The sequence below is a fragment of the Acinetobacter sp. YH12236 genome, assembly GCF_013417645.1.
Classification (GTDB): Bacteria; Pseudomonadota; Gammaproteobacteria; order Pseudomonadales; family Moraxellaceae; genus Acinetobacter.
This window is the reverse complement of the sequence record NZ_VPDM01000010.1, coordinates 62,237-82,401: the sequence shown is the minus strand read 5'-3', so window position 1 is coordinate 82,401 and position 20,165 is coordinate 62,237. Positions and strand designations below refer to the sequence as shown.

The 20,165-nt window shown below is 43.3% G+C and carries 14 protein-coding genes and 1 tRNA gene; 11 read left to right on the top strand and 4 right to left on the bottom strand.

The window, feature by feature from the left end:
- Nucleotides 1–2,664: an ATP-binding protein gene (locus FTV14_RS06390; RefSeq protein ID WP_180053573.1), complete on the bottom strand. Its 2,664-nt coding sequence runs from the start codon at nucleotides 2,662–2,664 to the stop codon at nucleotides 1–3.
- A gap of 178 nt (nucleotides 2,665–2,842) precedes the next feature.
- Here FTV14_RS06390 and FTV14_RS06385 point away from each other — a divergent pair, with 178 nt between their 5' ends.
- The 4 genes from FTV14_RS06385 (at nucleotide 2,843) to rpmE (ending at nucleotide 6,967) form a co-directional block, all read left to right on the top strand.
- Nucleotides 2,843–5,014: an MFS transporter gene (locus FTV14_RS06385; protein WP_373688480.1), complete on the top strand. Its 2,172-nt coding sequence runs from the start codon at nucleotides 2,843–2,845 to the stop codon at nucleotides 5,012–5,014.
- Nucleotide 5,015: 1 nt separating this feature from the next.
- The gene (gloA, locus tag FTV14_RS06380) at nucleotides 5,016–5,417 is read left to right on the top strand and encodes a lactoylglutathione lyase (protein ID WP_004782618.1); all 402 of its coding nucleotides are present in this window, start codon (nucleotides 5,016–5,018) and stop codon (nucleotides 5,415–5,417) included.
- Nucleotides 5,418–5,561: 144 nt separating this feature from the next.
- Nucleotides 5,562–6,539, top strand: a complete 978-nt coding sequence (locus tag FTV14_RS06375) for a bile acid:sodium symporter family protein (protein ID WP_180016683.1) — start codon at nucleotides 5,562–5,564, stop codon at nucleotides 6,537–6,539.
- Nucleotides 6,540–6,742: 203 nt separating this feature from the next.
- Nucleotides 6,743–6,967: a 50S ribosomal protein L31 gene (rpmE, locus tag FTV14_RS06370; RefSeq protein ID WP_004782616.1), complete on the top strand. Its 225-nt coding sequence runs from the start codon at nucleotides 6,743–6,745 to the stop codon at nucleotides 6,965–6,967.
- Between the two features lie 97 nt (nucleotides 6,968–7,064).
- On the opposite strand, the gene FTV14_RS06365 is transcribed toward rpmE, so the two are convergent.
- The 3 genes from FTV14_RS06365 to epmB are packed head-to-tail and all read right to left on the bottom strand — an operon-like array spanning nucleotide 7,065 to nucleotide 11,989.
- A complete protein-coding gene (locus FTV14_RS06365; protein ID WP_004782613.1) occupies nucleotides 7,065–9,230 on the bottom strand; it encodes an EAL domain-containing protein in 2,166 nt (721 codons plus the stop codon).
- A complete protein-coding gene (locus FTV14_RS06360) occupies nucleotides 9,212–10,957 on the bottom strand; it encodes a GTPase (protein WP_179992265.1) in 1,746 nt (581 codons plus the stop codon). Before FTV14_RS06360 ends, FTV14_RS06365 begins: the two co-directional genes overlap by 19 nt.
- A 9-nt stretch (nucleotides 10,958–10,966) precedes the next feature.
- Nucleotides 10,967–11,989 (bottom strand): EF-P beta-lysylation protein EpmB, encoded by a 1,023-nt coding sequence (gene epmB / locus FTV14_RS06355; RefSeq protein WP_004782609.1) that lies wholly within the window; start codon nucleotides 11,987–11,989, stop codon nucleotides 10,967–10,969.
- A 378-nt stretch (nucleotides 11,990–12,367) separates the two neighbouring features.
- On the opposite strand from epmB, the gene efp reads away from it, so the two are divergent.
- The 7 genes from efp (at nucleotide 12,368) to FTV14_RS06320 (ending at nucleotide 19,913) form a co-directional block, all read left to right on the top strand.
- Nucleotides 12,368–12,937, top strand: a complete 570-nt coding sequence (gene efp / locus FTV14_RS06350) for an elongation factor P (protein ID WP_004782608.1) — start codon at nucleotides 12,368–12,370, stop codon at nucleotides 12,935–12,937.
- A 171-nt stretch (nucleotides 12,938–13,108) separates the two neighbouring features.
- Complete coding sequence (locus FTV14_RS06345; protein ID WP_034702078.1) at nucleotides 13,109–15,208, top strand: carbon starvation CstA family protein; 2,100 nt, start codon at nucleotides 13,109–13,111, stop codon at nucleotides 15,206–15,208.
- 10 nt (nucleotides 15,209–15,218) lie between these two features.
- Nucleotides 15,219–15,521, top strand: a complete 303-nt coding sequence (locus FTV14_RS06340; RefSeq protein ID WP_004782606.1) for a YbdD/YjiX family protein — start codon at nucleotides 15,219–15,221, stop codon at nucleotides 15,519–15,521.
- Between the two features lie 378 nt (nucleotides 15,522–15,899).
- Nucleotides 15,900–16,862, top strand: a complete 963-nt coding sequence (locus FTV14_RS06335) for an AAA family ATPase (protein ID WP_373688481.1) — start codon at nucleotides 15,900–15,902, stop codon at nucleotides 16,860–16,862.
- 12 nt (nucleotides 16,863–16,874) lie between these two features.
- Nucleotides 16,875–17,780, top strand: a complete 906-nt coding sequence (locus tag FTV14_RS06330; RefSeq protein WP_180053570.1) for a DUF58 domain-containing protein — start codon at nucleotides 16,875–16,877, stop codon at nucleotides 17,778–17,780.
- Nucleotides 17,781–17,791: 11 nt separating this feature from the next.
- Nucleotides 17,792–19,789 carry a DUF3488 and transglutaminase-like domain-containing protein gene (locus FTV14_RS06325; RefSeq protein ID WP_180053569.1) on the top strand — a complete coding sequence of 666 codons (1,998 nt, stop codon included), beginning with the start codon at nucleotides 17,792–17,794 and terminating at the stop codon, nucleotides 19,787–19,789.
- 47 nt (nucleotides 19,790–19,836) lie between these two features.
- A tRNA-Val gene (locus FTV14_RS06320) sits at nucleotides 19,837–19,913 on the top strand.
- Nucleotides 19,914–20,165: the final 252 nt, after the last annotated feature.

Sequence of the window (20,165 nt, the reverse complement as noted above, 5' to 3'; positions counted from 1 at the left end):
TTAATCTTCTGCCTGCTGACCCTCAGATTTTTCTAGTTCTTTTGATTCAGCAACCAAGGCCTCAGCTAAGGTATCTGGATCGGTCAGAACTTCCTTTATAGGCGCCTTATCTTTTTTCTTTTTCTTCTTTTTTTTCTTTTTTTTCTTTTTCTTAGGTTCTTCCTCAAACTCGGCACCATCTTCAATGGCTTGCCAGTATTCGAGTTGTTCCATCACAGCAGCAAAGATCGAGTTTTTGCTATAACGACCTTTCTTGTCCATAGTCCCGACCGGGCGTGCCATCAGGATTTCTAAAGCCTGCGCGATATTATCAATGGCATGAATATGGAACTGACCATCTTCGACTGCAGCAATGACATCTTTACGTAACATCAGATGCTGCATGTTTTGTCGTGGAATAATCACACCTTGTTTACCTGTCAGGCCTTGCAATTTACAGGCATCGAAGAAACCTTCAATCTTCGCATTGACTCCACCAATCGGTTGTACCTGACCGAGTTGGTTCATGGAACCGGTAATTGCCCAGGACTGGTCGATCGGTAACTGGCTAATCGCAGAAATCAGCGCTGAAAGTTCAGCAACTGTCGCGCTGTCACCATCCACCTGACCATAGCTTTGTTCGAAAGCTAAAGCGGCAGAGAAGTGCAGGGTCTGTTCACGACCAAAATGGGCTTTTAGAAAGGAGGCCATCAATAGCACGCCCTTAGCATGCAAAGAACCGCCAAGTTCTACACTACGTTCGATATCCAGAATATCACCGCCACCTTGATATACAGAAGCAGTTAAGCGTGAAGGTAGACCAAATTCAACATCTGCATAATGAATCACAGACAGCGCATTGATTTGGCCTAGACGATGACCGCGAGTTTCAATCAGTTGAGTGCCACGGGTCAGATCTTGCCAGAATAGCTCACGTAAATAGCCTAAGCGATATTTACGATGATCCAGTGCGGTATTGATATGCTTTTCTGACACCATCTTATCACCCGCTTCGAATGCATGATGATGCGCTTCACGAATCAGGTCGCCCAGCGTTAATGCATGTAGTGACAGGGAACTCTGATCTTCAGCCTGACGGCTTGAGTCGGTCAGCAGGGCAGATAATGCAGAACGGTCAAATGGTAATAATTTATCTGATTGCACATAGTCAGCAATGAGCTGCATATAGGCTTGCTCATTTTCATCATTACGTTGCAAGGTATCGGTAAAATCAGCACGGATTTTAAAGATACTGCCTAGTTCTGGTTCAAGTTCCAGAATTTCATAATAAATTTCTGGCTCTGCCAGCAGCACCACTTTGATATTCGGCGGAATAGAAGCTGGTTCAATGGAAATGCTACCGGTGAGAGTCAGCATATGCTCTAAAGATGAAAGCTTGAGATGCCCAGATTTCAAGGCACGTTTCAGACCTTGCCATGCATAAGGCTGTTCCAATAGTTGTTCAGCTTCAAGCATCAGGAAACCGCCATTGGCATTATGCAAGGAGCCGGGACGGATCAAGGTGAAATCTGTAGTAATCGTACCATTTTGGGTCAACTGTTCCACATGACCCAATAGATTGTAATGCGTCGGGAAGTCTTCAAAGATAACGGGTGCGCCGCTATTTGGCTTATGGGTGACGATCACATTGGCCTGGAAGCGCGCTGGTACGCGACTAAACTGGGCAGGGGTAAAATCATCTTCTTCCTGTTCTAATACAATTTCGACATTATTAATAATGTCTTCAGCATATTGCTTCAGATATTGTTCTAGACCTTCGACATGCTTGAATTTAGTCAGCATCTGCTCAACGCGTGGCATCACTACCTGTTTAGCGATATCACGGTTCAATACTTGAACACGGTCACGCGCATCATCTTCCAGATCGCCTAAATGAAGGCCTAGGCGTTCCAGTTTCTTGTCCATGTAACGCATGTTTGACGCGATTTCAGCACGATCTTTATTGCTTAAAGCATTCAAATCTTCCTGAGACATTTCCTGTACTTTGTCATCTTTCAGATGAATTGGCACAAAACAATGCTCATCATTGCGGGAAATCAGTTTCAGATCGAGTTCTTCACCTTCACGGGTCAGTTCAATCAGTGCGAGTTGCTGTTCATCACCCGTTTCCTGGCGAATCATTTCAATCCGGTTATGATAGCTTTCCGCAGTAAAACGGCGCTCCAGCTGTTTTAGAATGGATTGCCAGCTTTGATGCAGCATCGTCTGAAACTTGGGTCCCTGACCGGCTGGGAATTCCAGTGCGATAGGCTGACGAGGATTCTGAAAATTATTGACATAAACCCAGTCATTAGGCGTTTGCATGGTTTTGGCATGTTGCTGTAGCAAACGCTTCACCATAGTGCGTTTGCCGAGTCCTGCTGTACCCACCGCAAAAATGTTATAGCCTGAATATGGCAGGGCAATACCGGCTTCAACCGAAGCACGGGCACGATCCTGGCCTAAAAAATTATTTAAAGGCTTGATTCGTTTGGTCGATGCCGGGATTTTATCCGGATCGGCAATACGCGTCAGTTGTACCGGTTTCAGGCATGTCTTTTCAAGGGTTGGTGTAATTTCGCTTTGTTCAAAGGCTGAGATAAGTAGGTCGGAGCTGATGTTTTGTTGAGATATAGTTGTATTACTTGAAATTGAAGAATGAATTTGATCGAGTCTCTGAGTCACTGTTGAAAGTCCAAAACGAAATATGACGTGGATAAGGTTTAAGGTATACAGATTTACTTGAAAAATTCAAGCCAACATGTCAGTTTTGCCACAAAATAAAAAATCGGGCATGCGAGAAATATATAAATTTTGTTGAAAGATACGTTATTAAAGGATTGAATAGCAGCAATTGGTTTTCGTGGAAAATAACAAGGCAATGACAACACAAACGACGGGTTGGAAATCCGCATTTACAGCATTTCTGGATCGACGTGCCCTGATCATGCTGTTTCTCGGATTTTCAGCTGGTGTCCCGATTCTTTTGATCTTTTCCAGTTTGTCTTTATGGCTTGGTGAAGCCGGAATCAGTAAAAGTGCGGTGACTTTTTTCAGCTGGGCTGCACTGGGCTATTCATTCAAGTTCGTCTGGGCGCCACTGATCGATGAATTACCTGTCCCGTTTCTGACCAAAGCTTTGGGTCGCCGGCGCGCCTGGCTGCTGATTGCCCAGATTCTAATCGTGACTGCAATTTCAATTATGGCTTTTTCAGATCCGGCATTGGGGCAGGCACATTTACAGCAGATGTCATTGGGTGCAGTCTTGCTTGGGTTTTCGGCGGCAACGCAGGATATTGTCATTGACGCTTACCGTATTGAGCTGGCCGAAACCCAGATGCAGACCGTCCTGGCATCGACCTATAATGCGGGTTACCGGATCGGGATGATTGTGGCTGGCGCTGGAGCTCTGTTTCTGGCGGCATATTTAGGTACAGCCAAAGGCAACTATATCTATGATGCCTGGAAATGGACTTATCTGGCGATGGCGGCGGTTATGCTGGTTGGGATTATCACCACATTGGTCATCCGTGAGCCTCAAGTGGATCGAGTACGTAAAGATTATCAGCGCAGTGATTATTTCCGTCTCGTCGGCGTGTTTTTTGTGGCAGTTATCAGCTTTGTTCTGAGTTATGTCTATTCCGGTGACTTGGTATCGAGTATCACTGAACAATGGACGATTCAGGATACTTTTGCCTTGTTCTGTTTTGAGGCTTTACGCTTTATCGGTTCAGGTGCTGTCGCTTTCGGTGTGGGTACGATTCTGGTCAAAATGGGTGCTGTGAATAAACAGATGGCATTCGAGACCTGGGTGAATCCCGTAGCAGATTTCTTTGATCGTTATGGCTTAAAGCTGGCTTTGGTGTTGTTATTGCTGATCGGTTTCTATCGGGTCTCCGATATTATTGCCGGTGTGATTTCCAATGTGTTCTATCAGGATTTAAATTTTAGCAAGGAGCAGATTGCTGAAGCTGTGAAAGTGTATGGGGTAATTTTCTCCCTGCTTGGCGGTTTTTTAGGTGGCTTGCTGGCTCAGAAAATGAACATCATGAAACTGATGTTTGTAGGCGCGATTTTGGCCTGTTCAACCAATCTGATTTTTATTGGCTTAGTAAAGTCTGGTGAAAAGCTGGGGCAGGTCGAAGTACAGGTAGGTCAGCAAACCTTTCGAGCAGATACAGATGAAGTCGGTTACTGGAAACTGAATGTACCCACTACTGCTTTTAAAGAGGCCGAACAGATTCAGGTTCGTGCACATTATCTGAATCATCCGGCAGATGCAGTACAAGTCAACCTGCCTTATCTGCAACAGAATGCTTCGCAAGCAGCACAATTACAGCTTCTGCCTGTTACCACAGATAACCTGATCAGTGCCAATGAGCAGGAGAATAGCATCGTGGTTCGCGGTCAGTATCTAGGGCCGGATTTAACTGCAGAGCAAAAAATTGTATTAGAGCTGAATGGCGATAAATTCGATGCCAAGCTGGATGAAGAGCGTGTCTTTAGTGCTGCTATTCCTGCCGAGAAACTGATTACTGCACCTGTGAAGCGAATCAATGCAAGCTTAATGCAGCAGGAGCAGCCAATAGTGACCCAGCAGCATTCATATGCTGTGGACTTGTCGCAGACTCAGGCCAATCCGATGGATATTGATATTCAGCCGATTACAATTGGAACAGGCGAGAATGTTGAAATTCAAGGTAAAGTGATTAAACCGTATAGTTCATGGTGGCTATATTTTGCAATTATTGTCGATAATCTGGCCGCAGGTCTCGCAGGCGCTGCTTTTATTGCCTTCCTGTCCAGTCTGACCAGTGTGTCCTTTACCGCTGTTCAGTATGCTATTTTTAGCTCACTCATGACCTTGACTCCTAAGATTTTAGGTGGATATTCGGGTACTATAGTGACCAATATCGGTTATCCGAATTTCTTCCTGATGACCACTTTAATCGGGATTCCAATCCTGATTCTGGTCGTTTGGGTGGCAAAATTGCTCGGTGAACACCAAAAACAATCTGTAAATAAGGATGATTAATATGCGCATGCTGCATACCATGTTACGTGTAGGCAATCTGGAACAATCACTCAAGTTCTATACTGAAGTTCTTGGTATGACTTTACTTCGTAAGCGTGATTATGAAGAAGGTCGTTTTACCTTGGCTTTTGTGGGTTATGGCGATGAGGAAAATCACACTGTGCTTGAACTGACCCATAACTGGGATACAGAAAGCTATGACCTAGGCAATGGCTACGGTCATATTGCGATTGCGGTAGATGATGCTTATAAAGCTTGTGAAGAAATCAAAGCACGTGGTGGCAATGTCGTTCGTGAAGCTGGCCCAATGAAAGGCGGTGTCACTGTCATTGCATTTGTGGAAGATCCAGACGGCTATAAAATCGAGCTAATCCAGCAAGACAACAACGCACGTAATAACTAAGTGTTATAAAGCGATATATGTGAAATGTATTCATGTATGGATGAAAATATTACATCAATCTGAATGCATAACATGGACCCGGCATCTGTTAAGATAGCCGGGTATTTTTTATCGAATAATAAAATTTTGAGGGAAGGACATCAGATGCTTAAACTGCTGGCATTGGACCGCTTTACGATCTTGCTCTTTGTTATGGTGTTACTGGCCAGTGTATTGCCAGTGTCAGGGCAGGCAGCTGAAGTCTTTAGCTGGATCACCACAGCAGCCATCGCGATCCTGTTTTTCCTACATGGTGCCAAGCTTTCGCGTGAAGCCGTAATTGAAGGCTTGATGCACTGGAAATTACACACTTTGGTCTTTGCGTTGACCTTTGCACTCTTTCCAATTCTAGGTTTGCTGGCAAAGCCAATATTATTGCCAATGCTGGGGCAGGAATTATATTGGGGATTCCTGTTTATGTGCTTCTTGCCATCAACCGTACAGTCTTCGATCGCCTTTACCTCAGTGGCTCAAGGAAATATTGCTGGTGCGATCTGTAGTGCTTCATTTTCCAATATTATCGGGATGTTCATTACCCCGATGCTGGTGGCATTCTTTATTCTTGGACAATCCCAGCACGGTTTCGATCCGACGGTATCGATCCTGCAGATTACACTGCTGTTATTGGTGCCTTTTATTTTAGGTCAGTTACTACGTCCCTGGATCTTCCCAAAAATGCAAAAAATGCCGAAGATCGTCAAGGTATTCGATCAGGGCTCAATTCTGATGGTGGTTTATGGGGCATTTAGCAGTGCGGTGGTGGCTGGACTTTGGCGTGAAGTCAGCTTAAGTACTTTGCTCTTGCTGCTGCTGGCATGTTCGGTTTTATTGACCATCGTAATGCTATTGTCGCTATTTATTCCACGCTGGTTAGGCTTTAATCGTGCCGACCAAAAAACGGTGTTCTTCTGTGGTTCTAAAAAAACGCTGGCCAGTGGTGTACCGATGGCACAGATTCTGTTTATTGGTCAGCCACTTGGTATGATAGTTTTACCGATTATGATTTTCCATCAAATCCAGCTTATGGCCTGCGGTGTGATTGCGAATCTCTGGGCCAAACAGGCGGTACATACAGAAGAATAATTCGCTTATTGCTTTTGTTTGCCGTATAATACTGCCCAACTTGTTGTGCTTAGCTCTGACGGTATCCGTCTCGGTGGGCCAAAAGAATGGTCTGTTGTGGTGTTGATCTGCCTGAATCCTGTTTCTGGCCCTTCCTCAATATTTGAGAGTGATCAATTGCGATGACAGCAAAACCTTCTTTCATCTTAATGGAGTAATCGACGATGCGCGCCGATATTCACCCAAAATACGAAAAACTAGTTGCTACTTGTTCATGTGGTAACGTAATCGAAACTCGTTCAGCTGTTGGTAAAGAAACTCTTTACCTAGACGTATGCTCAGCTTGCCACCCATTCTACACTGGTAAGCAAAAGAACGTTGACACTGGCGGCCGTATCGACAAGTTCAAACAACGTTTTGCTGGTATGTCACGTTCTGTTAAACGTTAATACCCAAAATGAAAAAACGGGCTTTATGCCCGTTTTTTTGTGCCTGCAATTTAGAAAATCATTTCACGTTTCTAGATTGAAAGGCGAGTACAAGACCTTAGTGGTCTTGTACATCAATCAGATGATCCAGTTTTTTCTGAAAATAATCACCCTGAATAAAGCGGGCATCGACGTTCCAGGCATTCGCAAATAAGGTCATGTCATTCAGTTCACGAATCATGATATTCACTGGTTTGATTTCATTGTACGTGGTGATTTTTTCCTGTAACTGTTCAATTTCAGCATCATTGTTCAGCATCTTGGTCAGTTTGCTATCCAGGCTCAGACCATTAATATCGAACTCACGTAGCAGGGTTTCACTATACATAGAGTGACCAAAGTTACGAATCGCAATCCGCGCGCCATGTTCACGTAAAGTACGTAGATATTTCTGCGCATCCTGCTGGTTCATCAGGATATCCTCTTCAGAGAACTGTAAAGTTAAAGGATGCTCGACTTTACTGCGAATAATGGTAATCAGTTTGGAAATAAATTCAGGGAAAGTACGGTCTTTAAATAGCACCGCACGGTTCAGGTTCACGATTAAACGGGCATCCGGATACTGGGTAATAAAGTTGTGCAACTGCTTGCTTGATTCAACCAGAATCCAACGATCCAGTTTAATAGACAATTCATCATCTTCATTAAGTTCCATCAAGGAAGAAATATCCTGCCATTTATTTTCAAAGATAAAGCCACTAGTCACCTCATACATATAGAGGTTGGTATCTTCTTTATCATAGAGCTGTTGATATTTCAGATGAATTTCACCACGTTCCAGACATTCACGCAGTGCTTTTAATACTGGAGAGGTTGTGAGTGGTACAGTGCTGACTGCCGGACTGACCGGTATGGACTCAGACGCTGGAATAACGGGTTCTGAAACCGTGAAGTCAATGCTCGGCATTGAAATCGATTCCTGAGTCGTTGCAGGAATATCCAGAACAAATTCAGACGTTTTTTGTGCTTGTGGTAAAGGAGTAGAGAAGGCCCGACCGACTAATTCATTACAATGGCTTTCATCACGCAACTCACCGTCAAGCAGGGTATAACCGATGCGTAGATTGAGCGGATAAGTTTGCTGATTCACTGTAATAAGCTGTGGTTTGGTCAATGAACCTAACCCAACAAGTTTGGATTCCAGAATGTCTTGCGCATCTGCCTGAATGATCCCCACCAGAACATCATGTTCCAGTTTAAAGAGTGGAATACGAACCTGCTCTTTTAGAAATTTCTTAACTTCATGGAAATAACCTATGTAGGTCGCCCAATCACCATTCAGGACTTGCGGCTCATACGCAGCAAAGGAGAACGTGATCAATGCATTGGCTTTGGCCGGTTCACGATTGAGTTCACGCTTAAGTGACTGTAAGGTATTTGGCTTGTTTGCAACTTTTTCAGAAGAGGCACTCGCCTGATTAGTCGCTGTATCAATCGTGATTTGAAGTGCATCTTCTTCAGCGCTAGATGCCAGAAATTCCAGTTTTAGCGGGTTGGCAGCAGCCACATTTGGATTCGAAGAAGTAATATCAAAACGGCCTAAATCAAACTGACCCTGAGAAATCTTTTTAAAGCGGGATTTAAAATCATTTAAATCTTGCGGCTGTAATAGGTCTAAAAGTGGCAGACCGATAATATCGTCCTCGCTTTTGAGTCCAAACAATTTGAGATAATCGGCATTGGCCTGAATATGGATGCCTTCCTGAATGGTTGCGACTGCACGGTTACTATCTTCTACCAGTGATTGTGCCTGGCTTTGTGCAGTTTCCAGTTCTTCCATTAAATGGCGCTGGGCTTGCATGGTACGGCTAAAGGAAAGGGCACGCACCAGATTCAGGAAGAAGCGGTCTGGATAATCCAGATTCAGAATGTCAAAAATGCCTTTACGGATATATTGGGCATATTGTTCAGCCTGATAATCTTCCGGCTTTAACAAAAGAATAGGAAGATCAGGTTGCTGCGAAAGTTGAACCAGACTTAAGGCCTGTTCATATTTCAGATCATAAGCACGACCAAAAATAATCAGGTCCCAGTTAAAGTTTAACTGTTTTTCAAAAGATTGCAGATCATCAAGCAGAACGGCGTCGACCTGATATTCATTACTGGTTAAGAGATCACGGATTTGGTTATATCTAATTTGATTATCATCAATGATCAGTAAACGTGTTTCAGTACGTTTTAACTTTTTAGACAATAATGGATTTCTCACTTCAATGCTTCCCATAAATCGTGATTTCTAGTTTCATTCAATTGCTTATGTATAAAGTTTTCGATGACATCTTCTTCTTGATCATTTAATAATTCATAGTCAAAACGGATAAAACTTTGTGTAATGAGCTGTGCCTTGGTCAGGTAGATTCTGAGTTCTTTTTGGCCAAGACGTAAATGAATGGTCTGTTTTTCCCTAAACATTTGTGAGCCAGAGACAATAATACTGGTTGAGACCTGATCGAGTTGGGTCATCTGTACCAGAATAGCTGGCTGATAATTGATACTATGTTTGTCGGTACGGGCATAGACTGCGCAAGGGAACAGTTCCTGTGCGAGAATTTCCAGACCAATTTCCAGACTTTTATCTGCTGACTGTTTGATCCAGCGAATGACTCCGCCACGCCACTGGCTTTGAGATTTTTCCTGAACCAGAATAAATTCACCAGTTTTCAGATTGGCAGGCGTGATACCTGACCATTTAATCCGGTAACCATTGACACTGATATCGAGAACTTCAGCGGTATGAATCTGTTTGGCTTCGCGATCGAGCGCCTTGATACTGCTGAATCCGCTTGGAACGGCATTATGCATTGAGCTGACAAAACTGCTTTCGCTCTGGAAACCATAATTACCTTCCAGTTCCAGCGTTTCATTAAAGTTTTTACCCTTAGACAGATAAAAATGCGCCACCGTTAAGCCAAAGCAGATATTGATCTGTGCGGAATATTCATAACGTTCATGACGGCGTTCGACATTATTCGAAAGCAGGTTATAGATATGAAAATGCAGGGCAGGTGTCAGGAACAGCTTTTCATTACGTGACAGATACTGGGCATTTTTGCTTTGAGTGCCGGTCAGGTGTTCCATCAGGTTTTGTGTCGAAATATAGAAACTTGGCTGGAAATGCTGACCCTGATGAGAATTCAGTAAAGGCGGATGATCTTTGCTGGCATCAACCACATAACGTGACAGTGTGGTTTCTTTTGGCAGAATCTGAACCAGTTTCGCCCAGTCCGCACTGCATAAATATAATCCCTGAATCTCAGCTGGGCGGATCTGATGAGTATTGAAAATATCCAGCAAAATCAGTCGTGCATAGGCTTGGGTAATATTCTGGATTTCGTGCTGGGTGCCAAGAACCTGATTGATGTTGGTCTGATAGAAATTATTTTCCATCGCACATTCCAGCAACTGATGTGCTGCCAACCACTGACCGGCGCCAGGTGTGCTATACAGCATATGCTGTTGATAGAGCAGGAGACTTAACTGTTGCAGGCCATAGTAAATAGACACCATCCGGGCACTTTGCAGGCTTTTCTTTTTGCCCAAGGAAAATAGTGAAAACTTTTGATGATTCAGCTGATGATTACAGCGTTTGGCAATATCTATATAGATTTTGGCAAAATAGCTGCGTAACAGCATAGCCAGCTCAATAATCTGGTCATTGCGATCTGTCGTGATCAGACCCTGATTGACGAAATGTTTCTCAAGACTGGCCAAAACATTTTCAAGGGTAGGGTGCAATACCTGAATCAGGTCAAAACGCAAGGTTTCCGCACATTTCAGTTCGGAAATTTCCAGTAAAGCACTGAACAGAGACTTGGATGAATTCCCCAATTGCAGGATTGAAATTCCTGCGACCCATTCCTGCAATGCTTTGGCATTTGTGGGACAAAAACTTAGCTGTTCTATGGTGAGTTCAGCCGTTGTCTGAAAAATGTCTGCAGTATGCTTACTCATCTTTATTATTTAACTCAAAAATGTTGAAACCCCAAAAAGCGGTGTCTTATTCTTCTCGCCCGCTATTTCTCGAACTAGTTTAGGAACCAGATACCCCGGTAGGTTCGCTAAAACTTCTGTATAAATCTCATTGATGTGCTCAGCAGGTAAATCAAAATGATGCGCACCTTTTACTTTATCAAGTACATGTAAATAATAGGGCATCACGCCAGCATCAAACAAGCGATAGCTTAAATCAATCAAAACTTGAGCAGAATCATTAACCCCTTTTAATAAAACTGCTTGATTGAGTACCGTGATCTGATGCTGAACCAGCTGATTAAGCTGCTTACAGGTCAGGTCATCCAGCTCTGATGCATGGTTCGAGTGTACCACTAGAATAATACGTAGCCTACTGTTTTTTAACATGCTTAGTAGCTCTTCGTCGATCCGGTTTGGGATCACAATAGGAACTCGTGAATGTATTCTTAAAAATTTGAGATGTGGTACCGATTCTAGTCGTTCAATCCAGGTTTTTAATTTTCGGTTAGATAAGGTCAGTGGATCGCCGCCGCTTAGAATTACTTCATTAATATCTGGCTGGCTTTCCAGATATTGTTTGATATTGATCCAGTCCTCATTTTTAGGCAGGTTTTCCTGATAGGGGAAATGGCGTCGGAAACAGTAACGACAGTGGACTGCACAGGCACCGGTCAAGGTCAGTAGAAAACGTGACTTATATTTATGTAGAACACCAGGCTGCTGGTTGGCCTGTTCTTCACCTAGGGGATCGGTGACAAATCCCGGATGGTCTTCCAGTTCCAGATGATGCGGTAACACTTGTAATAAAAGTGGATCTAAAGGATTGCCTGGCTGCATTCTGGAAACAAAAGCTCGCGGCACACGTAGTTTAAAGGCTTGAGAGGCCAGCAGAGCACCAGATAACAGCTGATCTGGAGAAAGCTGTAGAATTTGCAGTAATTCCTGTGGATCGGTGATCAGGTCGCTCAGTTGCGATTGCCAATTTGCTTCTTGATATAAATACTGTGTCATGCCGGAAGATCAAAAAAAGATGAAGGCGATAGCCAGAAGTGCGCAGTTTAGCAGTTTGTCTACAGATGGGAATGTGAAAGCTGGCTAAAATTTCTCTAAACACGATCAGTTTGCTATGGTATGCAAAAGCATAGAGACTTTTATGTGTTTGGAAGACTGGTTGTGCATCAGTATTGGAATAGCTGATGCTAAGTTAAGCAGTGTCAGCAAGTTAAAACCGATTTTTTCGTTGCGACTTGGTGTATTGCTCATTTAGAATACGCAACATTAAATGAATGTGCATGTGGCAACTCATGTTCGTGTCAGACTTGCTAAATGACATTGCAACAGCCCATAGCATCAATAGCTTAAAGTTAGTAAGTTTGGAGTGAGCCAATCATGGCCTATTATTCTACGAACGATTTCAAGTCTGGCCTGAAGGTTATGCTTGATGGTAACCCATGTTCAATCATGGAAAACGAATACGTTAAACCAGGTAAAGGCCAGGCGTTCAACCGCGTTAAATTACGTAACCTTCGCAGTGGTAAAGTTTTGGAAAAAACTTTTAAATCTGGTGATTCTCTAGAAGCTGCAGACATCGTAGAAGTGGAAATGGAATACTTGTACAACGATGGCGAAATGTGGAACTTCATGGATCCTGTAACCTTTGAACAGATCGCTGCTGATAAAACAGCAATGGGCGATGCTGCAAAATGGTTAAAAGACGATTCAAATGAAAAATGTACTATCATGTTATGGAATGGCGTACCTTTAACAGTAAGCCCACCAAACTTCGTAGTATTAAAAATCGTTGAAACTGATCCAGGCGTTCGTGGCGATACTTCTGGCGGTGGCGGTAAACCAGCGAAACTTGAAACAGGTGCAGTAGTACGTGTTCCATTATTCGTTCAGCAAGAAGAAAGCGTTCGCGTAGACACCCGTACTGGTGACTATTTAGAACGTGCATAATGGTCGGAAAATAGACTATTATCAAAGGGGATGACTAAAATCATCCCCTTTTTTTATGCCAAAGTCTTAGAGGAATTTGAAAGGAACAAGCGTAAAGTCGCAAGGGAAAACAGCAGTACCTCGAATAAAAAAATCACGCTGATTTATATGCTTCACAAAATGAGGGATTGAATGGAAACTTTACAACAGAAGTCAACCATGACTTCGAAAATCATCTGGCTCCTGGTAGCCATAGTCGGGGCAGTCTCCTTCGGGATACTTGCACTCAGTCGTGGTGAGCATGTGAATGCAGTCTGGCTGGTACTGGCCGCAGCCTGTGTGTACAGCATCGCTTACCGTTTCTACAGTTTATTTATTGCCAATAAAGTTTTTGAACTGAACGCACGCCGTTTAACACCCGCACATCGTCTGGGTGATGGTCTGGATTATGTGCCGACCAATAAAAGCGTGTTATTCGGTCACCATTTTGCCGCGATTGCCGGTGCGGGTCCTTTAGTCGGTCCTATCCTTGCAGCGCAGATGGGTTATCTGCCAGGCACGATCTGGCTACTGGTCGGTGTGGTACTGGCAGGTGCGGTACAGGACTTCCTGGTACTGTTTATTTCTACCCGTCGTGACGGTCGTTCACTGGGTGAAATGGCAAAACAGGAACTGGGTACCTTTGCTGGTATTATCGTGATGCTTGGTGCGCTAGGTGTGATGATCATCATCCTTGCAGTATTGGCACTAGTGGTTGTTAAAGCGCTGACCAACAGTCCATGGGGTGTATTCAGTATTGCCGCTACGATTCCGATCGCCATCTTCATGGGGATCTACATGCGATTTATCCGTCCGGGTAAAATTGCAGAAGTTTCGATCATTGGTTTCGTATTGATGATGCTTGGCATTATCTATGGTGAAAACGTTGCACAGCATCCATACTGGGGACAGTTGTTCACTTTAACTGGTACTGAACTGACTTGGGCACTGATCATTTATGGTTTTATTGCATCAGTATTGCCCGTCTGGTTATTACTTGCTCCACGTGACTATTTATCTACCTTCCTGAAAATTGGTGTGATTGCCGGTCTGGCGATTGGTATTCTGTTCGCGATGCCGGAAATGAAATTGCCAGCGATTACCAAATTTGTCGATGGTACAGGCCCAGTATTCGCTGGTTCAATGTTCCCATTCCTGTTTATTACCATTGCCTGCGGTGCGATTTCCGGTTTCCACGCACTGGTTTCTTCAGGGACGACACCGAAACTGGTCAACAACGAACGCGATATCCGGATAATCGGTTATGGCGGTATGTTAATGGAATCCTTTGTAGCGATCATGGCTTTGATCTGTGCCGCGATTCTTGATCCAGGTGTGTACTTCGCGATTAACTCACCAGCAGCACTACTAGGTACAACCGTAGATACTGCAGCTGAAGCAGTACGTAATCTTGGTTTTGTGGTAACGCCTGAAGCGCTGACTCTCTTGGCTCAGGAAGTAGGTGAGAACTCGATTCTGTCACGTACGGGTGGTGCACCAACTTTCGCGATTGGTATGGCGCATATCATTACCGAAATCTTTAACAGCCGTGAAATGATGGCCTTCTGGTATCACTTTGCAATTCTGTTTGAAGCTTTATTCATTTTGACAGCGGTAGATGCGGGTACTCGTGCATGTCGCTTCATGGTTCAGGATACAGTTGGTATCGTGATTCCTGCGGTAAAACAATCTCATAACTTCTTCGGTAATATGCTGGGTACAGCCGTTGCTGTTGCTGGCTGGGGTTTCTTCGTTTATCAGGGCGTTGTTGATCCATTAGGCGGTATTAACAGCTTGTGGCCACTGTTCGGTATTGGTAACCAGATTCTGGCTGCAATGGCATTGATTCTGGGTACAGTCATCCTGTTCAAGATGAAGAAAGAGAAATATGTGTGGGTAACCATTGTTCCAACCGTATTCCTGTTTATTACTTCAATGACAGCCGGTTGGCAAAAGATTTTCCATGAAAATCCAAAGATCGGTTTCTTGGCACAGGCAGAGCGTTTTAATACGGCAATTGCGAATAATGAAATTCTGGCACCAGCGAAAACTTTGGCTGAAATGCAGACTGTCGCAATGTCGAACCAGATCAACGCAGCACTTTGTGGCTTCTTCATGATCGTAGCGTTTGTAATGCTATTTGCTGCGATTGGCGTGATCCGTCGTGCCCTGGCGAGCCCGGTACCAACCGTAAATGAAGCCGAAGCAGTATATCGCGATCCTGAAGAAATTCAGCCTGCAAAAGGACATTGAGGAGCAGCGCATGAACTTGAAGTTTGCTAAAGGTGGAAAAGCGGTTATCTATAAAATCATCAAGATGACCGTGATGTCACAAAAAGACCTGATCCTGAACCCGAAAAACTGGTCACGGATTGCGACGTTGTGGCAGCGTTTACAGCAGAGTTTCCGCCTGATGGTGGGTGTGCCGGATTATCAGACCTATCTGGCGCATATGAAAAAGCACCATCCTGATCTGGAAGCGATGGACCCTAAAACATTTTATCGTCACTGTGTAGATTCGCGTTATCCATCTGCCGGTGGAGATATGAAGAAGTGTCCATGCTAATAGATGAATAAAATGAGCGCCTTTCGGGGCGCTTTTTTACGGGCAAATTTTAGGATTCAAACAAGATAAAACAAAATTATGATCTATTTTGACATTGGGAATTTAAATTTTTAAAAGTCTTTACCTTTTAGGTATAAGTTCAGATCTCAAAGGTTTTTAATAACCTGTTTTCTCTAATAAATATGCCAAGGAAAATGCAATTTTTCTAAACTTTAATCTTAAAGTTTCAATTGGTTCTTATAGGAAATTTAATCATATAAAATTTCTAAAATTCCCAATTTATTCTGCAGAAATAAAGTCGGCAGATGACTGATCTTTGGGGAATTTTAAAAAACAGTGTATGTTAATCCTACAGCATGTTTTATTAGGGAAAATATTGTGATCTGGGGCATGAAACAAAAAGAAAAGCTGGATATTGCGCACAACAATGATGAGCTTGAACAGAAGCTGGCTGATTATGCCCCCAAGATTCAAAAATTTTTCCAAGAAATTAATGCGATTGTTCTGGATAAACATGCACAGACCAGATTAGCCCTATGCTGTCTTATTGCAGGCGGACACGTATTATTTGAAGATTTACCCGGTTTGGGCAAGACAACATTGGCAAGCAGCCTAGCCTATCTTACAGGACTAAAATTTCAGCGGATTCAGTTTACCAATGACATGCTGGCCAGTGATGTGATCGGTATCAATATGTTTAACCAGAAAGAACATCAGTTCGAGTTTAAACAGGGGCCTATTTTTACCCAGATTTTGCTGGCAGATGAAATTAACCGTTCCAGTCCCAAAACTCAGAGTGCCTTGCTAGAAGCGATGGAGGAAGGCTATGCCACTGTGGATGGGATACGTTATGCATTGCCTAAGCCATTTTGGGTAATCGCGACCCAGAACCCGTTATTTCAAAGTGGCACGTATGTCTTGCCTGAATCCCAACTTGACCGTTTTTTAATGCGCCTGTCTTTGGGTTACCCATCCCGTCATGCTGAAAAACTGTTATTACAGCAAGAATCCCGTTTTGCCTTGATCGCTAGCTTGGCACATGTATTTACTGAAAATGAAGTGCTGGAATTACAGCAGTTGACCCAGCAGATTTTTATCAGTGAAGCAGTTCAGGAATATATGCTGGATCTAGCAGAAGAAACCCGTAAGAAACGCCAAGGCTTATCAACACGAGGTTTGCTGGCGCTTAAACGTGCAGCACAGGCGAATGCCATTATTCAGCAACGTAGCTTTGTAACTCCGGACGATGTACAAGCCGTTTTTGTGGCAGTCACCGCCCATCGTCTGGGGCTGAGCGATGCAGAAACATTAAATGTGATGCAACAGGTCGCAGTCAGTTAAAGGAGTCCGCTCTTGGATAAAACCTGGCAAAACTGGCTGGCGAAACGCTTTCAATTTTCACAGCAAAAACGACTTTCTCAAAAGGATGTACTGGTCTTTATTTATCAGCAGGGTTATCTGTATCTGGTTTTGATTTTTATCACCTTTATTGCTGGCGTGAACTATGCCAATAACCTGATCTTAGGCTTCTGTTTTCTGATTAGTGCAGTGCTATGTGTTAGCTTCTATCTGACCTTTAAACAGTTGCATGATCTGGATATCGAAATGGTTGCTGAAGACGTTGGGCAGGTGGGTCATGCGCTTAATCTATATTTTTATTTTCAGCAAGCGACAGCCCGGCCGCGTTATCTGTATATTAAGGCCGGCAATCAGCTGGAGAAAGTTTATCTGAGTGAACAGAAACAGCATTGGGTGCTGCCATTTTATGCTGAACGTCGCGGTAAATTTGAGTATCCGGTGATTCAGATCTATTCGGTTTATCCCTTTGGCCTGGTACGAGCCTGGACCTATCTTTATCATCATCAGTTTGCTTGGGTGGCACCTAAAGCTCAAAACAATACTTCGGAAAACAAGATTTATCAGAATAGCTTTGAACCGGATATGGATGAGTTCCGTGAATTACGAAATTATCAATCTGGAGACTCATTGCAGGCGGTTTCCTGGAAACAGTTTGCACGTGGGCAAGGCTTGTATGTCAAAGTCTTTGAACAGTATCAGGATGAACATAGCTTTGAGATTCATTATGAACACATGCCTAGCCAGTCGCATGAGGAGAAACTGGGCTTGATGATGGGACTGATTGAGCAATGTGAGCAGCAGCAATGTGCATATGCACTGCATTTACCTCAGGCAGAATTGCCGCAGGGAGCAGGTGAAGAACAGTTACGTAAGGCCAAACAATTATTGGCTCAGGCATAACGGGTGAATCTATGATTGATGGAAAAATCCGAATTTCGATCGTCTTGACCCTAGGCTTGATCATCCTTGCCCAAGTAGCTTTCATCCCGGTGCTGCTCAGCATTATCTTTGTCATTAGCTTACTGTGTATCTGGATTTTTCTTAAACGGCAAAAGCCATTTCCTAAAATAGGAACTTTTCTTCTCACGGCCTTAGCATTAGGTAGTATTTATCTTAGCCACCAAAGTTTTATTGGAGTGGAGGCAGGTGTTGCAGTTCTTTCCACTTTTTTATTTGCCAAATCACTGGAAACGAAAAACCGGCGGGATCTGATTATTCTGTTTAATTTTGCGCTTTTTGTTGCGGCCAGTTCATTTCTATATAGCCAATCTTTTGGCATGGCTGTTGTGATTATTCTATGCTTATTAAGCTGTCTAATTGGCTTATACCGGATTCAGACCAGTGAGTTTCAGCAGAGTCAGCAATCACCACGTATAGCCTTACAGCAAGATGCCAAATATGTCGGCAGATTTGTGCTTTATGCTTTGCCGTTTTTTATTTTGTTATTTATTTTCTTTCCGCGTTTGCCACCGCTTTGGCATATCCCAATTCCAGAAAATAAAGGTATAACCGGAATCGGTGACAGTATGTCACCGGGCGATATTGCTGAATTATCTCAATCTAATGCTCTAGCTTTCAGGATTATTGGTGATGTGAGTAAACTGCCGCCACGTTCAGAGTTGTATTGGCGGGCATTGGTGCTAGATGAATATGATGGACAGCGCTGGACCAGTAGCTTTATTAATCAGCAGCCTTTAATCCGTCAGCCTGGAGAAGTTGTTCCAGTATCCACATCAGGGTGGAATTACCAATATCTGGCTGCTGATCCTTCTGTGTTCTGGGTGATGGGCCTGGAAAAATCGATGCCTTTGGAACGCCGTTATTATAACCGTCAGGACTGGAGTATCGTACCAAGGCGTTTAACCCAACGAGTAGAACCGATCCATTTGCAATGGCTGGGTAATCACAATGCTGAAAGTGCTCTACCAGAACAATTTGTTCAGCGACTGAATACCCAGACTCAAGTCCATTTGGATACTCAGGCACAACAGCTGGCACAGCGTTTATATCTACAAAGTGGGGAGGATCCGCGACGTTATATCCGAACAGTCTTGAACTGGTACCAGCAAAATCATTTTGTATATACCCTGAAACCAGGTGTACTCGGCAAAAACCGGATTGATGAATTTCTGTTTAAATCCCGGCAGGGTTTTTGTGAGCACTATGCTTCCAGTTTTGTGATGCTGATGCGATATGTGGGAATTCCGGCACGTGTGGTCACAGGTTATCAAGGCGGACAATTGGCGCCCGATGGGAAAAGTTGGGAAGTTCGTCAGTTGGATGCTCATGCCTGGACAGAAGTCTGGATTGACCAAAGATGGCAGCGTTTTGATCCTACCGCAATGGTAGCCCCGCAACGTATTGATGATGGGATGCAAAATTTAATCTCGCAAGATGAGCGAGTATGGGCAAGTAATTCTGGCTGGACATCACACCGTAATATATGGCTGACCAAACTAAGAGTCTGGAGTGATTATGCAAGTTACCAATGGCAAAGTAAGGTCGTAGGCTATAATGCCGAATCACAGCAGGGCTGGTTAGCGAAACTGGGCCTAAGTTCAGTCTATTCCAGCGTAATTATTTTAATATCTGGTATTGGCATACTCGTACTGCTTTATATTTTAAAAATCTATTTTAAAAATCGGCAGTTACAGTCACCTTTTGAACATTCTATTCAGCAGTTTAATCAGTCTTTAAAAAAAGATTTGAGAAAACAGTCTGCGGAAACTTTTCATCAGTGGATGTTAAGGCTATCTCAGCAAGTTCAGGACAAAGATCAGACTGTATTCTTTGAAGCAATTAGACTATTTGAAAAATCAATTTATTCAGGCAGGGAATTCTCAGACCAAGATCTGAAACAATTCAAAGATTTGCTTAAAACTTGTACGTATATATTGAAAATTAAATGAAAAGACTTGTTTTGAGATCGAAAAATTTATAATATGCCAAGCATTCTAGGTGTATAGCTCAGTTGGTTAGAGCGCTACGTTGACATCGTAGAGGTCTCCAGTTCGAGTCTGGATATACCTACCAAGATTCTAAACGTTATGTTATAAGGGTTTTAAGCGAAAACAATAGCTTAAAACCCTTTTTTGTTGTCTTGAATAAAGTCTACCCTTAACAGCACTATCCGTAAAATCGCTACTTTTTGCCGATTATACAGCTTAATTTACGTCAAGGTTACGACAAGAATTTTGGAAAGTACGTCATGAAATTAACTGAGCCAAGAATAAGAAAGTACATTGAATCTTTTGATAATAAAATAATGCTATGAATAAGGTCAGA